Source organism: Oscillibacter valericigenes, assembly GCF_021531435.1.
In the GTDB taxonomy this organism is placed as follows: domain Bacteria; phylum Bacillota; class Clostridia; order Oscillospirales; family Oscillospiraceae; genus Oscillibacter; species Oscillibacter valericigenes_B.
The window spans coordinates 157,709-177,185 of the sequence record NZ_JAFBIS010000003.1 but is presented as its reverse complement, the minus strand read 5'-3'; the positions used below and the strand labels follow the sequence as shown (position 1 = coordinate 177,185).

Annotated in this window: 23 protein-coding genes and 1 riboswitch; all 23 genes read left to right on the top strand. The window is 67.4% G+C overall.

Annotated elements, in window-relative coordinates; all coding sequences use genetic code 11:
* Positions 1 to 28: 28 nt before the first annotated feature.
* Entirely contained in the window at positions 29 to 1,105 is a 1,077-nt protein-coding gene (gene mutY, locus JQM68_RS03175) for an A/G-specific adenine glycosylase (protein WP_235221463.1), read from the top strand.
* 6 nt (positions 1,106 to 1,111) lie between these two features.
* Positions 1,112 to 1,342, top strand: coding sequence for a hypothetical protein (locus JQM68_RS03170; RefSeq protein ID WP_235221462.1), 231 nt, complete (start codon positions 1,112 to 1,114; stop codon positions 1,340 to 1,342).
* Positions 1,329 to 1,523 carry a hypothetical protein gene (locus JQM68_RS03165; RefSeq protein WP_235221461.1) on the top strand — a complete coding sequence of 65 codons (195 nt, stop codon included), beginning with the start codon at positions 1,329 to 1,331 and terminating at the stop codon, positions 1,521 to 1,523. Before JQM68_RS03170 ends, JQM68_RS03165 begins: the two co-directional genes overlap by 14 nt.
* 11 nt (positions 1,524 to 1,534) lie before the next feature.
* On the top strand, positions 1,535 to 2,122 hold the full coding sequence (locus JQM68_RS03160; RefSeq protein ID WP_235221460.1) for a thymidine kinase: 588 nt from the start codon (positions 1,535 to 1,537) through the stop codon (positions 2,120 to 2,122).
* Positions 2,119 to 2,991, top strand: a complete 873-nt coding sequence (locus tag JQM68_RS03155) for a radical SAM protein (protein WP_235221459.1) — start codon at positions 2,119 to 2,121, stop codon at positions 2,989 to 2,991. The genes JQM68_RS03160 and JQM68_RS03155 overlap by 4 nt, the downstream gene beginning before the upstream one ends.
* A gap of 91 nt (positions 2,992 to 3,082) precedes the next feature.
* A riboswitch (cobalamin riboswitch) is annotated at positions 3,083 to 3,298 on the top strand.
* A gap of 143 nt (positions 3,299 to 3,441) precedes the next feature.
* A complete protein-coding gene (locus tag JQM68_RS03150; protein WP_235221458.1) occupies positions 3,442 to 4,392 on the top strand; it encodes an ABC transporter substrate-binding protein in 951 nt (316 codons plus the stop codon).
* Positions 4,355 to 5,371 carry a FecCD family ABC transporter permease gene (locus JQM68_RS03145; RefSeq protein ID WP_235221457.1) on the top strand — a complete coding sequence of 339 codons (1,017 nt, stop codon included), beginning with the start codon at positions 4,355 to 4,357 and terminating at the stop codon, positions 5,369 to 5,371. The genes JQM68_RS03150 and JQM68_RS03145 overlap by 38 nt, the downstream gene beginning before the upstream one ends.
* Entirely contained in the window at positions 5,364 to 6,146 is a 783-nt protein-coding gene (locus JQM68_RS03140; RefSeq protein WP_235221456.1) for an ABC transporter ATP-binding protein, read from the top strand. Before JQM68_RS03145 ends, JQM68_RS03140 begins: the two co-directional genes overlap by 8 nt.
* Entirely contained in the window at positions 6,146 to 6,772 is a 627-nt protein-coding gene (locus JQM68_RS03135) for a precorrin-2 dehydrogenase/sirohydrochlorin ferrochelatase family protein (RefSeq protein WP_235221455.1), read from the top strand. Before JQM68_RS03140 ends, JQM68_RS03135 begins: the two co-directional genes overlap by 1 nt.
* Positions 6,769 to 8,274: a uroporphyrinogen-III C-methyltransferase gene (gene cobA / locus JQM68_RS03130; RefSeq protein ID WP_235221454.1), complete on the top strand. Its 1,506-nt coding sequence runs from the start codon at positions 6,769 to 6,771 to the stop codon at positions 8,272 to 8,274. The genes JQM68_RS03135 and cobA overlap by 4 nt, the downstream gene beginning before the upstream one ends.
* Positions 8,275 to 8,283: 9 nt before the next feature.
* Positions 8,284 to 9,030 (top strand): energy-coupling factor ABC transporter permease, encoded by a 747-nt coding sequence (locus tag JQM68_RS03125; protein WP_235221453.1) that lies wholly within the window; start codon positions 8,284 to 8,286, stop codon positions 9,028 to 9,030.
* 1 nt (position 9,031) lies between these two features.
* Positions 9,032 to 9,361, top strand: coding sequence for an energy-coupling factor ABC transporter substrate-binding protein (locus JQM68_RS03120; RefSeq protein WP_235221452.1), 330 nt, complete (start codon positions 9,032 to 9,034; stop codon positions 9,359 to 9,361).
* Positions 9,361 to 10,260 carry a cobalt ECF transporter T component CbiQ gene (cbiQ, locus tag JQM68_RS03115; RefSeq protein ID WP_235221451.1) on the top strand — a complete coding sequence of 300 codons (900 nt, stop codon included), beginning with the start codon at positions 9,361 to 9,363 and terminating at the stop codon, positions 10,258 to 10,260. Before JQM68_RS03120 ends, cbiQ begins: the two co-directional genes overlap by 1 nt.
* A complete protein-coding gene (locus JQM68_RS03110) occupies positions 10,260 to 11,099 on the top strand; it encodes an energy-coupling factor ABC transporter ATP-binding protein (protein ID WP_235221450.1) in 840 nt (279 codons plus the stop codon). The genes cbiQ and JQM68_RS03110 overlap by 1 nt, the downstream gene beginning before the upstream one ends.
* Complete coding sequence (locus JQM68_RS03105; RefSeq protein WP_235221449.1) at positions 11,096 to 11,875, top strand: sirohydrochlorin cobaltochelatase; 780 nt, start codon at positions 11,096 to 11,098, stop codon at positions 11,873 to 11,875. Before JQM68_RS03110 ends, JQM68_RS03105 begins: the two co-directional genes overlap by 4 nt.
* Positions 11,865 to 13,001, top strand: coding sequence for a cobalt-precorrin-5B (C(1))-methyltransferase CbiD (gene cbiD, locus JQM68_RS03100; RefSeq protein ID WP_235221448.1), 1,137 nt, complete (start codon positions 11,865 to 11,867; stop codon positions 12,999 to 13,001). Before JQM68_RS03105 ends, cbiD begins: the two co-directional genes overlap by 11 nt.
* Entirely contained in the window at positions 12,998 to 13,690 is a 693-nt protein-coding gene (cobI, locus tag JQM68_RS03095; RefSeq protein WP_235221447.1) for a precorrin-2 C(20)-methyltransferase, read from the top strand. Before cbiD ends, cobI begins: the two co-directional genes overlap by 4 nt.
* A gap of 6 nt (positions 13,691 to 13,696) precedes the next feature.
* Complete coding sequence (gene cobM / locus JQM68_RS03090; protein ID WP_235221446.1) at positions 13,697 to 14,452, top strand: precorrin-4 C(11)-methyltransferase; 756 nt, start codon at positions 13,697 to 13,699, stop codon at positions 14,450 to 14,452.
* Positions 14,449 to 15,456 carry a cobalt-precorrin 5A hydrolase gene (locus JQM68_RS03085; protein WP_235221445.1) on the top strand — a complete coding sequence of 336 codons (1,008 nt, stop codon included), beginning with the start codon at positions 14,449 to 14,451 and terminating at the stop codon, positions 15,454 to 15,456. The genes cobM and JQM68_RS03085 overlap by 4 nt, the downstream gene beginning before the upstream one ends.
* Positions 15,449 to 16,180: a precorrin-3B C(17)-methyltransferase gene (gene cobJ / locus JQM68_RS03080; RefSeq protein WP_235221444.1), complete on the top strand. Its 732-nt coding sequence runs from the start codon at positions 15,449 to 15,451 to the stop codon at positions 16,178 to 16,180. Before JQM68_RS03085 ends, cobJ begins: the two co-directional genes overlap by 8 nt.
* Complete coding sequence (gene cobK, locus JQM68_RS03075; protein ID WP_235221443.1) at positions 16,177 to 16,917, top strand: precorrin-6A reductase; 741 nt, start codon at positions 16,177 to 16,179, stop codon at positions 16,915 to 16,917. The genes cobJ and cobK overlap by 4 nt, the downstream gene beginning before the upstream one ends.
* Positions 16,908 to 18,122, top strand: coding sequence for a precorrin-6y C5,15-methyltransferase (decarboxylating) subunit CbiE (cbiE, locus tag JQM68_RS03070; protein ID WP_235221442.1), 1,215 nt, complete (start codon positions 16,908 to 16,910; stop codon positions 18,120 to 18,122). The genes cobK and cbiE overlap by 10 nt, the downstream gene beginning before the upstream one ends.
* Positions 18,119 to 19,477 carry a cobyrinate a,c-diamide synthase gene (locus tag JQM68_RS03065; protein WP_235221441.1) on the top strand — a complete coding sequence of 453 codons (1,359 nt, stop codon included), beginning with the start codon at positions 18,119 to 18,121 and terminating at the stop codon, positions 19,475 to 19,477. The genes cbiE and JQM68_RS03065 overlap by 4 nt, the downstream gene beginning before the upstream one ends.

The window sequence follows — 19,477 nt, the reverse complement described above, 5'->3', positions numbered from 1 at the left end:
CCCCCGCCGGGTATGGTATGATAATACCATGGAACGACAGGAGTTGACAACTGAAAACGTGCTGGCGACCCTGCCGGGGCCGCTTTTGGCCTGGTACCGGGAAAATGCCCGGGACCTGCCCTGGCGGCGGACGGAGGACCCGTACCGCATCTGGGTGTCGGAGATCATGCTGCAGCAGACCCGTGTGGCGGCGGTTCTGGGCTACTACGCCCGGTTTCTCGAAGCCTTCCCCTCGGTGGAGGCTTTGGCAAACGCCCCGGAGGACCGCCTGATGAAGCTGTGGGAGGGGCTGGGCTATTACAGCCGCGCCCGGAATCTGCAGAAGGCGGCGAAAGCCGTGGCGGAGATGGGCGGCTTCCCGGATACCTACGAGGGGCTGCTGAAACTGCCGGGGGTGGGGGACTACACCGCCAGCGCCATCGCCTCGGCTGCCTTCGGGCGGCGGGAGGCGGCGGTGGACGGCAACGTCCTCCGGGTGGTGACAAGGCTCACCGACTGCCATGACGACATCCTGGACCCCAGGACGAAAAAGACCGTCCGGGAGCGGGTGCAGGCCGTCATGCCGGCGGAGGCGGCGGGCATCCGCGTGTTCAACCAGGCTACGATGGAGCTGGGGGCCACGGTGTGCGTCCCAAACGGTCCGCCCAAGTGTGACGCGTGCCCCGCCCGGGACTTCTGCCTGGGCCGCATCCGGGGCACGGCGGAGAGCCTGCCGGTCAAGAAACCGAAAAAGGCCCGGAGGGTGGAGGAAAAGACCGTGTTCCTCCTGCTGCGGGAGGGCAAGGCTGCCCTGAGCCGCCGCCCCGACAGCGGCCTTTTGGCGGGGCTGTGGGAGTTCCCCAACGTGGAGGGGGCTTTGGACGAGCGGGTTGCGGCGGAGGCGGTGAAGGCCATGGGCCTGACCGCCGTGGAGTGGAAAAACAAGCTGACGGCGAAGCACATCTTCACCCATGTGGAGTGGCACATGACGGGCTACACCCTGAGCGTGTCCGGGGACGGCCCGGCGGAATGGGAGTGGGTGGACGCGGACGGGCTGGAGGCCCACGCCGTCCCCTCGGCCTTTGCCCGGTACTACGCCGAGGCGAAGGAACAGATGAAAGGATAGAGAAGCATGGGATGGTTAGTTGGCCTGCCGCTGGGGATTTTCCGGCTGCTGCTGGGCTTCTTGACGCTGGCCCTGCGGCTGGCGGTGCCCATTGCGCTGATTGTGGCGCTGGTGGTGCTGTACCGCCGCAGCAAGGGCGGTGGACAGCCAAAGCGTGAAAAGCCCAAAGAGCCGGAATTCAAGGGCCCGGTGTACACCGTGGATTATAGAGAAGTGGACGAAGATGAAGCTCATTAAGATTTTGCTGCTGGTGCTGCTGCTCCTGCTGGCGCGGAAGCTGGCGTGGTGCCTGCGGTGGCTGTGGTGTTATTACCATGGCAGGGAGACCCCGGCGCCGATTTCCTTCCTCCCCCGGCGGAGCGGGGAGACCTTTGCGGGGCATGTGCGGCGGAAGGAACAAGAGAAAAACGAGGATTAAGGGAGAAAACAATGGCACAGCTTTATTTCAAATACGGAGCCATGGGCTCCAGCAAGACGGCAAACGCGTTGATGGCCCGGTTCAACTACGAGGAGCGGGGCCAGCAGACGCTGCTGGTGAAGCCCCGGCTGGACACCCGGGACGGCGACCATATGGTGGTCTCCCGCATCGGACTGAAATACCCCTGCATCTACTTTGACGAGATGCGGGAACTTTCCATCATGGAGCTGCAGCAAAACGCCTGCATCATCGTGGACGAGGCCCAGTTCCTGACGAAGGAGGAGGTCATGTACCTGGTGTACATCGTGGACGACCTGGGCATCCCCGTCATCTGCTACGGCCTGCGGGCGGACTTCAAGGGCGACCTGTTCCCCGGCAGCGAGGCGCTGCTGGTGATGGCGGACAAAATTGAGGAAGTCAAGACCATCTGCTGGTGCGGCAAAAAGGCCATGTTCAACGCCCGGTTCGATTCCACGGGCAAGGTCCTCAAGGAGGGCGAGCAGGTGGTGCTGGGCGCCAACGACCAGTACATCGGCCTGTGCCGCAAGCACTGGCGGGAGGGCAACCTGGGCCCGGACTTTGACATCACGAAGCTATGATTTGTAACCTGTGTCCCCGGAACTGCGGGGCGGAGCGGACGGAGACAAAGCGGGGCGGCGTGTGCCGCCAGCCCAGCGTTCCGGTGGCGGCGAAGGCCATGCTGCACCAGTGGGAGGAGCCGTGCCTTGTAGGGGAGCACGGCGCCGGGACCGTGTTTTTCTCCGGCTGCAACCTCCGGTGCTGCTTCTGCCAGAACGGGCCCATCTCCCAGGGGGAGGTGGGGAAACCCATCGCGGCCGCCCGCCTGCGGGAGATTTTCAAGGAGCTGATTTCCCAGGGGGCCGCCTGCCTGGACCTTGTCACGCCTACCCACTTTACACCCGTCATTCTGGAAGCGCTGGGGGACGAGCCCTGGCCGGTGCCGGTGGTGTGGAACTGCGGCGGGTATGAAAAGCGGTCGACGCTGCGGCTGCTGGAGGGCAGGGTCCAGGTGTACCTGCCGGACCTGAAATATGCCCTGCCGGGGCCCGCGAAAAAATACTCGGCGGCGGAGGATTACTTCGACTGGGCCAGTACCGCCATTTTGGAGATGTTCCGCCAGACCGGGCCTTACAAAATCGAAAACGGCCTGCTGACCCGGGGCGTTCTCATCCGGCATTTGATTTTGCCGGGGGAGCTGGAGAACACCCGCCGCGTCATCGACTGGGTGGCGGCGACCTTCCGCCCCGGCGATGTGCTGTTCTCTTTAATGAGCCAGTACACGCCCCAGCCGGGGGCGGCGGGGAATCTCGCCCGCCATGTGACAAGGGCGGAGTACCGCGCGGCGGTGGAGTACATGGAAAACTGCGGCATCACCGACGGCTTCACCCAGGAGCGGACCTCCGCCAGGGAGGAGTACACCCCGGATTTTGACCTGCGGGGGATTTGAAACGGTTTCTTCCGGCGGTTCTTGACGAAGCGCACGGGATACGATAAAATAAAAGTGCTCTTGAAAATCATGGGTTGAAAAATGGAATATCACAATTTGACTTCGCATCTCCCGGGAGATGCGGGGATGAGGAAATTCGGTGAGAGTCCGAAACGTGCCGGCACTGTAAGCGGGAGGCCTGACCTAAACGCCCTTGGGCGCTGAACGTGAGTTCGCCATTGGAGTGATCTGAGAAGGTGGGTCAAAGCCGCAGGAGATGCGCCTCCCTACCGCAAGTCAGGAGACCTATTTTGTGGAAGTATGACAGGGAGGCGGGGACGCTTCACTGCTTTTTGCTGTGGAAATATCGGCCGCGGCAGTCGTCAGACTGCCGCGGTTTTTTCTTTTAGAACAGGGGAAAGCTGGGAGTGCGGCGGTCTCCGCCGCAAAAACACCTGAAGGAGAGACCATATGAAACGAATGCTTTGCGCGCTGCTGTGCGGCGTGCTGCTGACGGCGCTTTCGGCCTGCGGCGGCAGCGGGCCGGTGCCTGCTGAAACGGAGCCGCAGGCGGAGACCGTTACCTTTACCGACGACCTGGGCCGGGAGGTGACGGTGGCGAAGCCCCGCCGGGTGGCGGCCCTCATCGGCAGCTTCGCGGACGTCTGGTGTCTGGCCGGGGGCCGGGACACCCTGGTGGCCGCGGCCAATGACAGCTGGACCCAGTTCGACCTGGATTTGCCGGAGACGGTGGCGAACCTGGGGACTACCACCGAGCCCAACGCGGAGCTGCTGTTGGCGGCGGAGCCGGACTTCGTCATCGGCAGCACCAAGACGGAGGCGGACCTGGAGCTGCTGGAGCTGCTGGAGCAAAGCGGCATCCCGGCGGCGTACTTCAACGTCAGCTCCTTTGCGGACTACCTGCGGATGCTGGACATCTGCACCCGGCTCACCGGCTGCCCGGAAAATTATGAGGCCTACGGCACGAACGTGCAGGCGCAGATCGACGCGGCGAAAGCCCGGGCCGACGGCAGCGGGCCCAGCGTGCTGTATGTCCGGGCCACAGGCTCCAGCTGCAAGGTGAAGAACAGCCGCGACACCGTGCTGGGCGAAATGCTGGCGGACCTGGGCTGCGTCAACATCGCGGACAGCGAGAGCGGCCTGCTGGAGAACCTCAGCCTGGAGACGATTTTGGCGGCCGACCCGGACTATATCTTTGTGGTCATCCAGGGGACGGACACCACCAAGGCGGAACGCCTGCTGGAGACCACCCTGCTGTCCAACCCCGCCTGGGACGGGCTGACCGCCGTGCGGGAGGGCAGATACCATGTGATGGACCAGCGGCTGTACAATGTGAAGCCCAACGCGAGGTGGGGAGAGGCGTATGAAAAATTGGCGGACATCCTGTATCCAGAAGGATAATTATTTGCGGATATACGCGGCGCTGGCGGCGCTGGTGCTGGCGGTATCGCTGCTGAACCTGTGCCTGGGGGCGGAAAAGGTGCCCCCGGCGGAGGTGCTCCGGGCGCTGACCGGCGGGGGAAGCGGGACCACGGCGTTCCGCATCGTCCGGTATGTGCGCCTGCCCCGGCTGTGCGCCTGCCTGCTGGCGGGCGGCGCACTGGCGGCCTCCGGCGCCATCATTCAGGGGGTGCTGTCCAACGCTCTTGCGGCGCCCAGCACCATCGGCGTCAACGCGGGGGCCGGACTGACGGTGGCGCTGTGCTGCGCCATCGCGCCCACCGCGGTGAAGCTGGTGCCGCTGGCGGCCATGGCGGGGGCGTTCCTGGGGGTGATGACGGTGCTGCTCATCGCCCGGCGGACGGGGGCCTCCAAAATCACCCTGGTGCTGGCGGGCGTGGCGGTGTCCAGCATCTTCAGCGCCGGCATCGACGCGGTGGTCACCTTCGTGCCGGAGGCCCTGAACGGCTACTCCGACTTCCGCATCGGCGGCTTTTCCGGCGTTTCCATGGCCCGGTTGCTCCCCGCCCTGTGGCCCGCGCTGCTGAGCTTTGTGCTGAGCCTGAGCCTGCACAACGAAATGGACGTGCTGCTTTTGGGCAGGGAGCAGGCCCAGAGTTTGGGCCTTCCGGCGGAGCGGCTGCGCATCGTCCTGCTGGGCCTTGCGGCGGTGCTGGCGGGCTCGGCGGTCAGCGTGGGGGGACTGGTGGGCTTTGTGGGCCTCATCGTGCCCCACATCATGCGCCGCTTGGTGGGCGAGGAGAGCGGCCCCCTGCTGGTGTCCTCCGTCCTGGGGGGCGCGGCGCTGCTGGGCGGATGCGACCTGCTGGGCCGCATGCTCTTCGCACCCTACGAAATTCCGGTGGGCATCGTCATGGCCCTGGCGGGCGGCCCCTTCTTCATCTGGCTGCTGCAAAGGAGGGGACGGCTCCATGATTGAACTGCAAAACGTGACCGTGGGCTACGGCGGAAAGCCGGTGCTCCGGGAGGTGTCCATGGCCTTTCCGCCGGGACAGGTGACGGTGCTGCTGGGGCCCAACGGCTGTGGCAAGAGCACCCTGATGAAAACGGCGCTGGGCCTCCTGCCCCGGCAGGGCGGAGAAATTCTTTACGACGGCGTGGACCTGGCGCGTCTGACGGCCCGGCAGGTGGCCCGGAAAGCGGCCTACCTGCCCCAGTCCCGGGAAATTCCCAGCATCACCGCCCGGCGGATGGTGCTCCACGGGCGGTTCCCCTACCTGGGCTACCCCCGCCGCTACCGGGCGGAGGACTATGAGACCGCGCGCAAGGCCCTGGAATGGGCGGGGGCGGGCGACCTGGCCGACCGGCCCGTGGGGGAGCTCAGCGGCGGTCAGCGGCAGAAGGTGTATCTGGCCATGGCCCTGGCCCAGGACACGGAGACAATTTTTATGGACGAGCCCACGACCTATCTGGACGTCCGGCACCAGCTGGAGGTCATGGCGGTGTCCCGGCGGCTGGCGGACATGGGCAGGGCGGTGGTGCTGGTGCTCCACGACCTGTCCCTGGCCCTGCGGGAGGCGGACCGGCTGGCGGTGCTGTCAGAGGGCACCCTGCGCCAACTGGGTACGCCGGAGGAGGTTTTCGGCAGCGGCGAGCTGGACCGGGCCTTCGGCGTGACGGTGCGGCGGGTCCCGACAGAGAGCGGCTGGCTGTACTACTGCCGGGAAAAACAGGAATCGAAGGAGACGGAATGATGGCGTATTTTCCGTTTTTTGTGGATTTAAATGGAAAAACCGGGCTCATCGTGGGCGGCGGCGCGGTGGCGCTGCGAAAGGCGCGAAAGCTCCTGCCCTATGGCCCCCGGCTGACCGTGGTGGCCCCGGCGCTCCGCCCGGAGTTTCAGGAACTGGAGGGCGTGGCGCTGCTGCGGCGGCCCTTTGAGGAGGCCGACCTGGAGGGCTGCGGTTTTGCCGTGGCCGCCACAAACGACCGGGGGCTGAACCACCGGGTGGCGGAGCTTTGCAAAGAGCGGCGCATCCCGGTGAACGCGGCGGACAGCCGGGAGGACAGCACCTTTCTCTTTCCCGCCCTGCTGCGGCGGGGGGAGCTGTCCGTGGGCGTCTCCGCCAGCGGCGCGTCGCCCGCGGCGGCGGCCTGGGTCCGGGACCGGTTCGCCCAGGCGCTGCCGGAGAACCTGGAGGAAATTCTGGAGTTTCTGGAGGACGTCCGGGAGCCGCTGCGACAGGCGGTGCCGGACGGTGAGACCCGCCGGCGGCTGCTGGCGTCCCTGGCCGTGGCCTGCATGGAGGCCGGACGGCCCCTGACGGAGGCGGAACTGGGCCGGAGATTGGCCGACGCGGAGAGGGGAGAGCCGGTATGACGGAAAAAACAGGCTGTGTCTGGCTCATCGGCGCGGGCTGCGGCAGCGCGGACCTCATTACCGTGCGGGGGCTGAAACTGCTGCGGCAGTGCGACGTGGTGGTGTATGACGACCTCATCGACAGCGCGCTGCTGGCGGAGGCTCCCCGGGAGGCCAAGCGCATTTACATGGGCAAGCGGTGCGGCAGGCACTCGGCGCCCCAGGAGGAAATCTCCCGCGTCCTGGTGGAGCAGGCCCGGGCGGGGCGGAACGTGGCCCGTTTAAAGGGCGGCGACCCCTTTGTGTTCGGCAGGGGCGGCGAGGAGGCCCAGGCCCTGCGGGAGGCGGGCGTCCCCTATGAGGAGGTGCCGGGCATCTCCTCCGCCATCGCCATTCCCGCCGCCGCCGGCATCCCGGTGACCCACCGGGGCGTCAGCCGGAGTTTGCATATCATCACCGGCCACACCGCCGCCGGCGGCCTGCCGGAGGGGGCGGAGCATCTGGCGGCTCTGGAGGGAACGCTGGTGTTCCTCATGGGCCTGCGCCATCTGGAGCAGATCGCGGAAAGCCTGCTGGCGGCGGGCAAGTCCCCGGATACCCCGGCGGCGGTGGTCTCCGGCGGAAACGCGGCCCATCCCATGACCGTGCGGGCCACGCTGGGCACCATCGCCCGGCGGACCCGGGAGGCGGACGTGCGCCCGCCCGCCGTCATCGTGGTGGGCGGCACGGCGGCGCTGGACCTCTCCGGGACGGTGGAAAAGCCCCTGGCGGGCGTCCGGGTGGGCCTCACCGGAACGGACGAAATGGCGCGGCGGCTGCGCTCCGCTCTGGAGCCTCTGGGCGCGAATACCCGGCAGGTGGAGCGGGCGGAGGTTCAGGAGCTTCCCACGGAGCTCGACTTTACGGAGCTGTTCCGGGACCGCCGCTGGCTGGTGTTCACCAGCGTCAACGGCGTGGAGACCTTCTTTCGCCGCCTGGGGCGGGAGCGGGTGGACCTGCGGCGCATGAGCGGATGCAGGTTCGCCGTCATCGGCGCCGCCACTGGCGCGGCGCTGGAGCGCCACGGCATTTTGCCGGACCTGTGCCCCTCTGTCTACACCAGCGAGGCCCTGGCCGCCGTCCTGACGGAGCGGGGGGCCGGAGATGTGGTGCTGCTGCGCTCCAAAGAGGGAACGCCCCAGCTCCCGGAACTGCTGCGCGGGCGGGGCGTCCCGGTGCGGGATGTGCCCATCTACACGGTGCGCACCGATACCGACACGGCGGAGGGGGCCAAAGAGGTTTTGGAGACCCTGGACTACCTGGCCTTTTCCAGCGCCGGGGGCGTGGAGCGGTATTTCAACCTCCACGGCGCCGTCCCGGAGAGGGCCGTATGCGTCTGCATCGGGAGCGCTACCGCCGGAGCTTTGCGCGCCCGGTATGAAAAGCCGTTCCTGACGGCGCCGTCCATCTCCGCCGAAGGCATCGCGGAGGCGGTTTTGGAGCACCGGAGAGCCGGTGTTCCCTGCAAAATTGATAAGAAATGAGGTCATCACATGCGTAAACGGGAAAAACAAGCGGTGGCTTTGACCGCGGTACTGAGCCTGGCCCTGTGCGGCGTGCCCTCCGCCTCCGCCATGCACATCATGGAGGGCTATCTGCCGCCCTCCTTCTGCGTGATCTGGGGCGTCATCTGCCTGCCCTTTCTGGCGGCGGGGGTCCTCTCCATCCGCCGCATCGCGAAGGAGCAGCGGAAGGCCATGCTGCTGCTGGCCATGGCGGGGGCGTTCGTCTTTGTGATCTCGTCCCTGAAAATCCCCTCCGTCACCGGCAGCTGCAGCCATATGACCGGAACGGGCCTGGCGGCTATCCTCTTCGGCGTGCCGGCCACGGCGGTGCTGGGCGTCATCGTGCTGGTGTTCCAGGCCATCCTGCTGGCCCACGGCGGCCTGACCACCCTGGGGGCCAACACGTTCAGCATGGCCATCGCCGGGCCGCTGGTCAGCTGGGGCCTTTACCACGCGGGGAGAAAGCTGAACCTGCCGAAAAAGCTGAATGTCTTTCTGGCGGCTGCCGTGGGCGACCTGTTCACCTACTGCGTCACCAGTGTACAGCTGGCTATGGCCTATCCCAGCGATAACGGCGGCGTGGCCGCTAGCACAGTGGAGTTTCTGGGGGTGTTCGCCCCGACCCAGCTGCCTCTGGCAATCATCGAGGGCCTTCTGACCATGCTGGTCATCATGGGCATGGAGAGCTACGCCATGCCGGAGCTGCGGGCCATCGGCTACGCGAAGGAGGTTTGACATGAGCAAGAATCAAAAAATCGCGGCGGCGTCCCTGCTTGCCGTGTTGGTCATCGCCCTGGTGCCCCTCTTTGCCCTGAAGGGCGCCGAATTCGGCGGCAGCGACGACGCCGGGAGCCAGATGGTGGAGACCATCCGGGGCGAGGGATACGAGCCCTGGTTCACCCCCGTGCTGGAGCAGCTCATCGGCGGCGAGCTGCCCGGCGAGGTGGAGAGCCTGTTCTTCTGCCTGCAGACAGGCATCGGCGTGGGCGTCATCGCCTTCGGCTTCGGCTATCTGGTGGCCCGGAAGAAATATTCCGGGAAGGCGGAGCAAGGCGGGGCGGCATAATGGCTGCGGTTTTGGCGGGCTTCGTCCTGTTCAGCCTGTTTGTGGGCACGCTGCCCACGGCGGCTGCCCTGGCGCTCTGCGTCCTGGCAGGCGGCGCGCTGGCGGTATTTGGACACCACAGCCACGGCGGAGTCCTGGTCATCGACGTCTATGCCCGGCGCTCCCGCTATTTTGCCTGGTCCCCGGCGCTGAAAACCGGCGGATGCGTGCTGCTGCTGGTCCTCTGCGTGGCGTCTCCCTCTCCGTGGGTCCCGCTGGCGCTGGCCCTCATCATGGCGTTTCTGACGGTTTGGGGCGGCATCCGTTTCCATGATTATCTGGCCCTGCTCAGCCTGCCGGCGGCCTTTCTGCTGCTCTCCGGTCTGGCACTGCTGTGGGACTACGTCCCGGTGATGGACGGGGTCGCGGCCATCCCCCTCTGGAACGGCTGGCTGGTGGTCACGGCTGCGGCCCAGGTTCGGGCACGGCTGGTGATGGCCCGGGCGCTGGGGGCGATGAGCTGCCTGTATTTTCTGAGCCTGTCCACCACCATGCCGGAAATTCTCTCCGTGCTGCGGCGGGCCCATGTGCCCTCCGTGATGACGGAGCTGGCGGTTTTGATCTACCGCTATCTCTTCGTGCTGCTGTCCGCCTATGAGACTATGCAGGACGCGGCGGCCAGCCGTCTGGGGTACAGCACCTTTGCCCGGAGCATCCGGACCACCGGGGCGGTGTACGGCAACCTGCTGGCGGCCAGCTTCCGGCGCGCCGGGGCCTGCTTTGACGCCATGGAGAGCCGCTGCTACGACGGAGAGATCCGTTTTTTGGAGCGGGAAAAGCCCGTGACGCTGCCCGCGGCGCTGCTGTTCGGCGGCCTGCTGGCGGGCACGGCGGTCTGTATGATGACAGGAGGCGGCTGATGGAGGAGCTTTTGCGGTTTGAACACGTCTCCTTTGCCTATGAGGACGGCGCGGAGCGGCGCTTGGCGCTGCGGGACTGCTCCGTCTCCATTGGGGCCGGGGAGCGCATCGCGGTGCTGGGCAGCAACGGCGCCGGGAAGTCCACCTTTTTCCTGCTGGCAAACGGCGTGCTGTGCCCGAAGGAGGGCGCCGTCTTTTTCCACGGGGAGCCGGTGGGCAGGAAAAAACAGGAGCTGAACCGGCTGCGCCGGGGCGTGGGGCTGGTGTTTCAGGACCCGGACGTCCAGATTTTGGGCGGCACCGTGGAGGAGGAGATCAGCTTCGGCCCCATGAATCTGGGCCTACCCCGGCAGGAGGTCCGCCGCCGCATGGACAGCGCGGTGGAGCGGATGCGTCTGGAGGACCTGCGGCAGCGGGCGCCCCAGTACCTCTCCGGCGGAGAGAAGAAGCGGGTCTCCATCGCCGACGCCCTGGCCATGGAGCCGGAGCTGCTGCTGATGGACGAGCCGGCGGCCAGCCTGGACCCGGAGAACTGCCTCCGTCTGGAGGAAACGCTGGACGTGCTGGGGGAGCAGGGCCTTGCCCTGGCGGTAGCGACCCATGATGTAGATTTCGCGTGGCGCTGGGCGCGGCGCATTCTGGTGTTCCGGGACGGCTGTCTGGCGGCGGACCGGACGCCGGAGGAAATTTTTTCGGACACGGCGCTGCTGGACGATTGCCACCTGGCGCGGCCCATGCTGTTCCGGGCGGCGGGGGCGATGGGCCTCCGGCCACGGCCCCGCACCATGGAGGAGTTTGAGCGGGCGGTCTCCGGGAGACAGGGAGGAGAGACGGTATGAAAAAAGCGGTGGTCTGTGTCAGCTTCGGCACCAGCGTGCCCGCCGGACGGGAGAACATCACGGCGGTGGAAAACGTGCTGCGGCAGGCGGCACAGGACAGAATGTTTATCAGCGCCTTTACCAGCCCCACCATCCGCCGCATCCTGCGGGAGCGGGGCGAGACGGTGTACAGCCCGGCGGAGGCGCTGGAGGCGCTGCGGAGCCGGGGGGTCACGGAGGTTTTGCTCCAGCCCACCCACATCCTGCGGGGCCATGAGTATGACAAATTGAAGCGGGAGGCGGCGCCCTGGCGGGACAGGTTCGACAGCCTGCGCGTCGGAAGACCGCTTCTGTCGGATACGGAGGATTTGCGGGCGCTGGCGGCGGGCCTGTCGGCGGCTTATCCTCAACAAAACGGCGAGACCCTGGTGCTGTTCGGCCACGGAACGGACCATGCGGCTGATTTGGTGTACCCCGCTTTGCAGACGGCGTTCCGTCTGGCGGGCCGGACGGACGTGCTGGTGGGGACCGTGGAGGGTTGGCCCGCCTTCGGGGACGTGCTGGCGCAGCTCAGGGCCCGGAGCGGAAAAACCGTGCATCTGGTGCCGCTGATGCTGGTGGCCGGGGACCACGCCCTGAACGACATGGCGGGCGCGGACCCGGACAGCTGGAAGTCCCGGCTGGAGGCGGAGGGCTTTGCCGTCCGCGCCTCCCTGCGGGGGCTGGGCGTGATGCCGGCGGTCCAGGCCATGTACCGGGCCCATCTGGAGGAAGAATTGCGGAAAGATGGCATTTGAGTATTACATCCGAAGCGGACAGAAAAAACTGCGCTGCGGCTATACCACCGGCACCTGCGCGGCGCTGGCGGCGGCGGGCGCCGCCCGGCTGCTGCTGACCGGCGCGCCGCCGGAGACGCTGCGGCTGGTCACCCCAAAGGGCGTCGCCGTGGAGGTGGAACCGGCGGAGTGGGCGCTGGAGGACGGCGCGGCCCGCTGCGCCGTCTATAAGGACGGCGGCGACGACGCCGACGTCACCACGGGCCATCTGGTGGTGGCCACCGTCACGAAAACGGCCTCCGGCATCGCCATTGACGGCGGCAAAGGCGTGGGTCGGGTGACGAAGCCGGGGCTGGACCAGCCCGTGGGGGCGGCGGCCATCAACCGTGTGCCCCGCCAAATGATTGCGAGCGCTGTACAGGCGGTATGTGAAGATACGGGATACGAGGGGGGACTCTCCGTCGTCATCTCCGTCCCGGACGGCGAGGAACTGGCCCGCCGGACGTTTAACCCATCGTTGGGCATTGAGGGCGGCATCTCCATCCTGGGCACCTCCGGTATCGTGGAGCCCATGAGCGCCCAGGCCATTGTGGATACCATCGCCGTAGAAATCCACCAGGCGGCGGTGTCCGGCGCAAAGCGGTTGCTGCTGACCCCGGGCAATTACGGCCTGGACTTTTTACAGGAGACGGCGCTCATCCCGGCGGACATCCCCCGGGTGAAATTCTCCAACTTCGTAGGGGAGGCGCTGGACATCGCGGTGTCCGAGGGCTTTCACACCGCGCTGGTGGTGGGGCACATCGGCAAGCTGGTGAAGCTGGCGGGGGGCGTGATGAACACCCATTCCAAATGGGCGGACTGCCGCATGGAGCTTTTCTGCGCCCACGCCGCCGTCTGCGGCGGTTCGGCGGCCCTCTGCCGCAATCTGATGGAGGCGGCCACTACCGACGCCTGCATCGCCCTGCTGGATGAAGCGGGACTGCGGGAGAGCGTGCTGGAGAGCCTGCTGGCGGCCATCCAAAAGCATCTGGACCGCCGGGTCGGGGACAAGCTGCGAGTGGGCGCGGTCCTGTTTTCCAATGAATACGGGCTCCTCGGACAGACGGAGACCGCGAAAATTATCATGGAACAGTGGAGAAAACTATGAAAAAAGGCGTTTTTTACGGCGTGGGCGTCGGCCCGGGGGACCCGGAGCTGCTGACGCTGAAGGCCGTCCATCTGCTGGAGCGGTGCCCGGTCATCGCGGCGCCCCGGACGAAAAGCGGCGAGATGCTGGCCCTGGACATCGCCTCCGCCGCCGTGGACCTGGGGGAGAAGACCATCGTGCCCCTGTATTTCAGCATGGAGCGGGACAAGGCGGTGCAGCACGCGGCCCATGTGGACGCTGCGGAGGCGGTGCGGCCCTATCTGGACGCGGGACAGGACGTGGCGATGCTGAACCTGGGGGACGTCTCCATTTACGCCACCTACGTCTACCTGATGGAGATCCTGGGGGAGCAGGGCTACGAGACGGTGATGGTGCCCGGGGTGCCCAGCTTCTGCGCGGTGGCGGCCCGGCTGGGCGTCAGCCTGACGGAGATGAACAGCCCGCTGCACATCGCTCCCGGCGGCATGGCGCTGGACGAGGTGCTGGACCAGCCCGGAACGAAGGTGCTGATGAAGTCCGGCCGGCAGATGCCCGCCGTCCTGGACGCGCTGGCGGAACGTGATATGCTGGGCAAGAGCATGCTGGTGCAGAACTGCGGCCTGCCGGGGGAGACGGTGTACCCGGACCTCTCCCAAAGCCGGCCGGAGGGCGGGCACGGATACTTTTCCACAGTGATCGTAAAGGAGTGAGCAGCCATGGTACATTTTGTGGGCGCGGGGCCGGGAGCACCGGACCTCATCACCCTGCGGGGCGCGGCGCTTTTGAAGCAGGCGGACGTCATCATCTACGCCGGGAGCCTGGTAAACCCGGCGCTGCTGGAGCTGGCCCGGGCGGACTGTGAGGTCCACAACAGCGCGGAAATGACGCTGGAGCAGGTCATCGGCGTAATGAAACAGGCGGAGGCGGCGGGCAAAACCACGGTGCGCCTCCACACCGGGGACCCCTGCGTCTACGGGGCCATCCGGGAGCAGATGGACGCCCTGGACGAGCTGGGCATCCCCTATGACGACGTGCCCGGCGTCTCCAGCTTCTGCGGCGCGGCGGCGGCCCTGCGGGCGGAATACACCCTGCCCGGCGTCAGCCAGAGCGTCATCCTCACCCGGCTGGCGGGCCGCACCCCGGTGCCGGAGGCGGAGAGCCTGGCGTCCATGGCCAGCCACGGCGCGTCCATGGCGGTGTTCCTCTCCGGCGGGATGCTGGAGCGGGTCCAGGAGGAGCTGCTGAAAGGGGCCTACACGGAGGACACCCCGGCGGCCCTGGTGTACAAGGCCACCTGGCCGGAGGAGAAGACCGTGCGCTGCACAGTGGGGACCCTGGCCCAGGCGGGAGAAGAACACGGCATCCGCAAGACGGCGCTGGTGCTGGTGGGGGATTTCCTGGACAGCCGGTATGAGCGGAGCAAGCTGTACGACCCGGCCTTCACGACGGAATTCCGGGAGGCCAGCCGGTGAGCGCCCGGAGAATCGCCTACCTGTCCTTCACGGACAGGGGGCACGCCCTGGCGGAGCGGCTGCGGGCCGTGCTGGGCGGCGAGGCATCGTGTACCCGGAGAATGGAGGATTTTTCTCTGTCCCGGTGGACAGAGGAAGCATTTGCCTCCTTTGACGCGCTGGTGTTCGTGGGCGCGGTAGGCATCGCGGTCCGGGCGGTGGCGCCCTTTCTGAAAAGCAAGGCCCGGGACCCGGCGGTGGTGGCGGTGGACGAGTGCGGCCGCTTTGCCGTGCCGGTGGTGTCCGGACATCTGGGCGGGGCCAACGACCTGGCTCGGGAAATCGCCGCCATCTGCGGCGCGGTGCCGGTCATCACCACCGCCACCGACGTAGGCGGCCTGTTCGCCGTGGACGAGTGGGCCAAGCGCCAGAACTGCGCCGTGACGGACCCCCACGGCATCAAGGCGGTCTCCGCCAGGATTTTGGCGGGCGGGACCGTCCGCGTCCGCTCGGAGTGGCCGGTGGAGGGTACGCCCCCGGCAGGTGTGGCCCTGACGGACGGAGCGGACTTGGACGTCCGGGTGGACGTCCGCCGACATGAGGGCGGGCTGTGCCTGGCGCCGAAAGCGCTGGTGCTGGGCGTGGGCTGCCGCCGGGGTACGCCCCGGGAATCGCTGGAGACGGCGTTCCGGGAACTGTGCGGGGAACAAAACCTTTGGCCGGAGGCGGTGTGTGCCGCGGCAACCATTGACCTCAAGGCGGAGGAACCCGGCCTGCTGGACTTCTGCGCCGCCCACGGCTGGCCGCTGACCTGCTATTCCGCGGAAGAGCTGCGGAAAACGGAGGGGACGTTTACCCCCTCGGCCTTTGTGGAGCGGACAACGGGCGTGGACAATGTCTGCGAGCGGAGCGCGGTGCTGGCAGCGGGAGGCCCGCTGCTGACGGGAAAGCACGCCGGGAACGGCGTCACCATGGCGCTGGCCCGGAAACCGTTCCGGCTGGATTGGAGATGGGAACATGGGTAAAGTCTATGTGGTGGGGCTGGGCCCCGGCGGGGAACAGTACCTGACGGCGGAGGCCCGGACCGCCCTGGACGCGGCGGAGGTGCTCTGCGGCTACACGGTGTATGTGGACCTGGTGGCGCCGCTGTATCCGGGCAAGGAAACCTATACCACGCCGATGAAGCAGGAACTCGACCGCTGCCGCTGGGCACTGGAGACGGCCAATCGCGGCCGGACGGTGGCCATGGTCTGCAGCGGCGACGCGGGGGTCTACGGCATGGCAGGGCCGGTGCTGGAGCTGGCGGCGGACTACCCGGAGGTAGAGGTGGAAGTGGTGGCCGGGGTCACGGCGGCCCTCTCCGGCGGCGCGGTGCTGGGCGCACCCCTGGGACACGACTTCTGCGTCATCTCCCTGTCGGACCTGCTGACCCCCTGGGAGGTCATTGAAAAGCGGCTTACTTGCGCGGCGGAGGCTGATTTTGCCGTCTGCCTGTACAACCCCAGTTCCAAAAAGCGGAAGGACCACCTGCGGCGGGCCTGCGAGATCCTGCTGCGGAGCCGCAGCGGGGACACGGTCTGCGGCTGGGTGCGGAACATCGGCCGGCAGGGGCAGGAGCACCGTTTGCTGACCCTGGACCGGCTGCAAAACGCGGAAGTGGATATGTTTACAACGGTGTTCGTCGGCTCCTCCCGCACCCGCTGCGTGGAGGGGCGGATGGTAACGCCCAGAGGTTACGAAAAGAAATGAGAATTGTGATTTTCAGCGGGACCACCGAGGGCCGTTTGCTCTCCCGCCTGCTGGCGGAAAAGGGCGCGGACGTGACGGTCTGCGTGGCCACGGAATACGGCTGTGAAGAACAGGGGCAGGCCCCCGGCGTCACCGTTCTGACGGGGCGAAAGACCGTGGAGGAAATGATAGAGCTGCTGGGGGGCAGCGATCTGTGCGTGGACGCCACCCACCCTTACGCCGTGGCAGTGACGGAAAACATCCGCCGTGCCTGCAGCCAGGCGGGGGTGCCCTGCCGCCGTCTGCTGCGGGGGGCCAGCGAGACCGCGGGCGTCACGGCGGTGGGCAGCGCGGCAGAGGCGGCGGCGCTGCTGGCGGGCCGGGAGGGGAACATCTTGCTCACCACCGGCTCCAAGGAGCTTGGCGCTTTTTCGGCCCTGCCGTCGGAGCGGCTGTACCCCCGGGTGCTGCCCAACCATGAGAGCCTGTCGGCCTGCGAGGGGGCGGGCATCCCCCACCGCAACATCCTTGCCATGCAGGGGCCTTTTTCCACGGAGCTGAACGAGGCCCTCATCCGCCAGTTCCACATCGCGTATCTGGTGACGAAGGACGGCGGCAAGGCCGGGGGCTTTGAGGAAAAGCTGCGGGCGGCGAAAAACACCGGCATCGAGCTGGTGCTCATCCGCCGCCCGGAGGAGACGGGGGAATCCTTTGAGGAGATCGCGGCAGCGTGTGAGGAGTTGATGAAATGCTTGTGACACTGGTGGGCCTGGGCTGCGGCGCGGCGGCGACCATGACGGCGGAGGGCCTGGAGGCTCTGCGTCGAGCGGACTGTCTGCTGGGTGCGGGCCGTCTGCTGGCGGCGGTGCCGGAGAACGGCACGGCGAAGCGGGTGGAGGCCGCCCGCCCCCGGCAGATTTTAGATGCCCTGCTGGAGAGCGGAGCGGAGCGGCCCTGCGTGGTATACAGCGGCGACACGGGCTTTTACTCCGGCGCCCGGGGCCTGCTGGCTCTGCTGGCGGAGAAGGGCATCAAGAGCCGGGTGCTGCCCGGCGTCTCCAGCGTGCAGCTGCTGGCGGCCCGGCTGGGCCGTCCCTGGCAGGACTGGACGCTCTGCTCCGCCCACGGGACGGACTGCGACGTCGTGGCGGCGGTGATGGAGGGCAAGCCCGCCTTTTTCCTCACCGGCGGGGCCCTGGGGCCGGCGGAATTATGCCGCCGCCTGACAGAGGCGGGGCTGGGAGATTTGAATGTGACCGTGGGGGAAAACCTCTCCTACGAGACAGAGCGTATCATGTGCGGCACGGCGGCGGAGCTTGCGGAGCAGAGCTTCGTGCCCCTGTCCGTGCTGCTGGCGGAGGCGGCGCCCATGCCCCAGGCGCTCCGGGCGCCGGGCTTCCCGGACGACGCGTTCCTGCGGAGCCAGGTGCCTATGACGAAGCAGGAGGTCCGGGCCGCCGCCCTGGGCAAGCTGGCGGTGCGGCCCACGGACACCGTGTGGGATGTGGGCGCGGGGACCGGCAGCGTCTCCGTGGAGCTGGCGCTCTCGGCCCGGCAGGGCAGGGCCTACGCGGTGGAGTGCCGGGAGGAGGCCTGCGCACTCATCCGGGCCAACCGGGAGCGGTTCGGCGCCTGGAACCTGACGCTGGTGGAGGGCAAGGCCCCGGAGGCGCTGGCGGCCCTCCCCACGCCGGACGCGGTGTTCATCGGCGGAACCAAGGGGAATCTGGAAGCGGTACTGGACACGGTGCTGGGGAAGAACCCCAACGCCCGCGTCTGCGTCTCCGCGATCGCGCTGGAGACGCTGTCCGCCGCCGTTGCTGCCCTGACCGCCCGTGGCCTGACAGCGGAGGTGACGCAGATCGGCGTCAGCCGCACGAAGACGGCGGGGACGCTGCACCTGCTGACGGCCAACAACCCGGTGTTCCTGATTTCCGCGGAAGCTGCGGAGGCGGCGCTATGATCCGCATGCTGATCGCAGCCCCGGCCTCCGGCAGCGGAAAGACCGCCGTCACCTGCGCCCTGCTGACGGCCCTTCAAAAGCGGGGGCTGGACCCCTGCGCCTTCAAGTGCGGGCCGGACTACATCGACCCCATGTTCCACCGCGGTGTCCTGGGCGTGGAGAGTCACAATCTGGACATCTTCCTCGCGGAGGAGACGGCGGTGCGGCAAAACTTTCGCCGCTGGACGGCGGGCCACGGCGCGGCTGTGTGCGAGGGGGTCATGGGCCTTTACGACGGCGTGGGCGGCGTGACGGACCGGGCCAGCGCCTGGCACGTGGCCCGGACCCTGGATTTGCCGGTGCTTTTGGTGGTGCGGCCCAAGGGGGCCAGCCTGACCCTGGCGGCCCGGATACGGGGGCTGCGGGACTTCCGGCCCAATAGCCGCATTGCGGGCGTGATACTCAACGATTGCGCCCCTGCGCTCTGCCGGAGCCTCGGCCCCATGCTGGAGCGGGAGACGGGCGTCCCGGTGCTGGGGTGCCTGCCCCATCTGGAGGAGGCATCGTTCGGGAGCCGCCATCTGGGTCTGTACACGGCGGCGGAAATTCAGAATTTGACGCAGCGGCTGGACGTTCTGGCGGGATCGCTGGAGCGTAACGTGGACATGGGCCGCCTGCTGGCGCTGTGCGAAGACGGCGCGGCCCCGTCTGTCCCGGAACCGCCCGTGAAAGCGGAAAACGGCGTGCCCATCGCCGTGGCCCGGGACGAGGCCTTTTGCTTCACCTATGCCGAGACGCTGGAGGTTTTGGAGCAGGCGGGGGCAAAGCTGCTGTTTTTCAGCCCCCTGCGGGACAAATCGCTGCCCGCCGGGGCCTGCGGACTGTATCTGCCGGGGGGCTACCCGGAGCTGTACGCCGAAAGGCTGTCGGCCAACGGGGAGATGCTGGCGTCGGTGCGGGAGGCTGTGAGCGGCAAACTCCCCACGGTGGCGGAGTGCGGCGGCTTCCTCTACCTGGGACAGTCGCTGGAAGATGAGCAGGGCCACGCCTTTCCCATGGCGGGAGTTCTGCCCGGACAGGGTGTCCAGACCCCGCGGCTGGTGCGGTTCGGCTACGGAACGCTGCGTGCCGGGACCGACAGCCTCCTGTTCCGCCAGGGGGAGGCCGTGCCAGTGCATGAATTCCACTACTGGGACAGCACGGAGAACGGCCGGGACCTGCGGGTGGAAAAGCCGCTGTCGGGCCGGGGCTGGGACTGCGGATTCGTCTCGGAGTCGCTGTACGCGGCCTTTCCCCATCTGTATTTCGCGGGAACGCCCCAACTGGCGGAGCGGTTCGTGACGGCTGCCCGGAGATACCGGGAACGTGAGGGATGA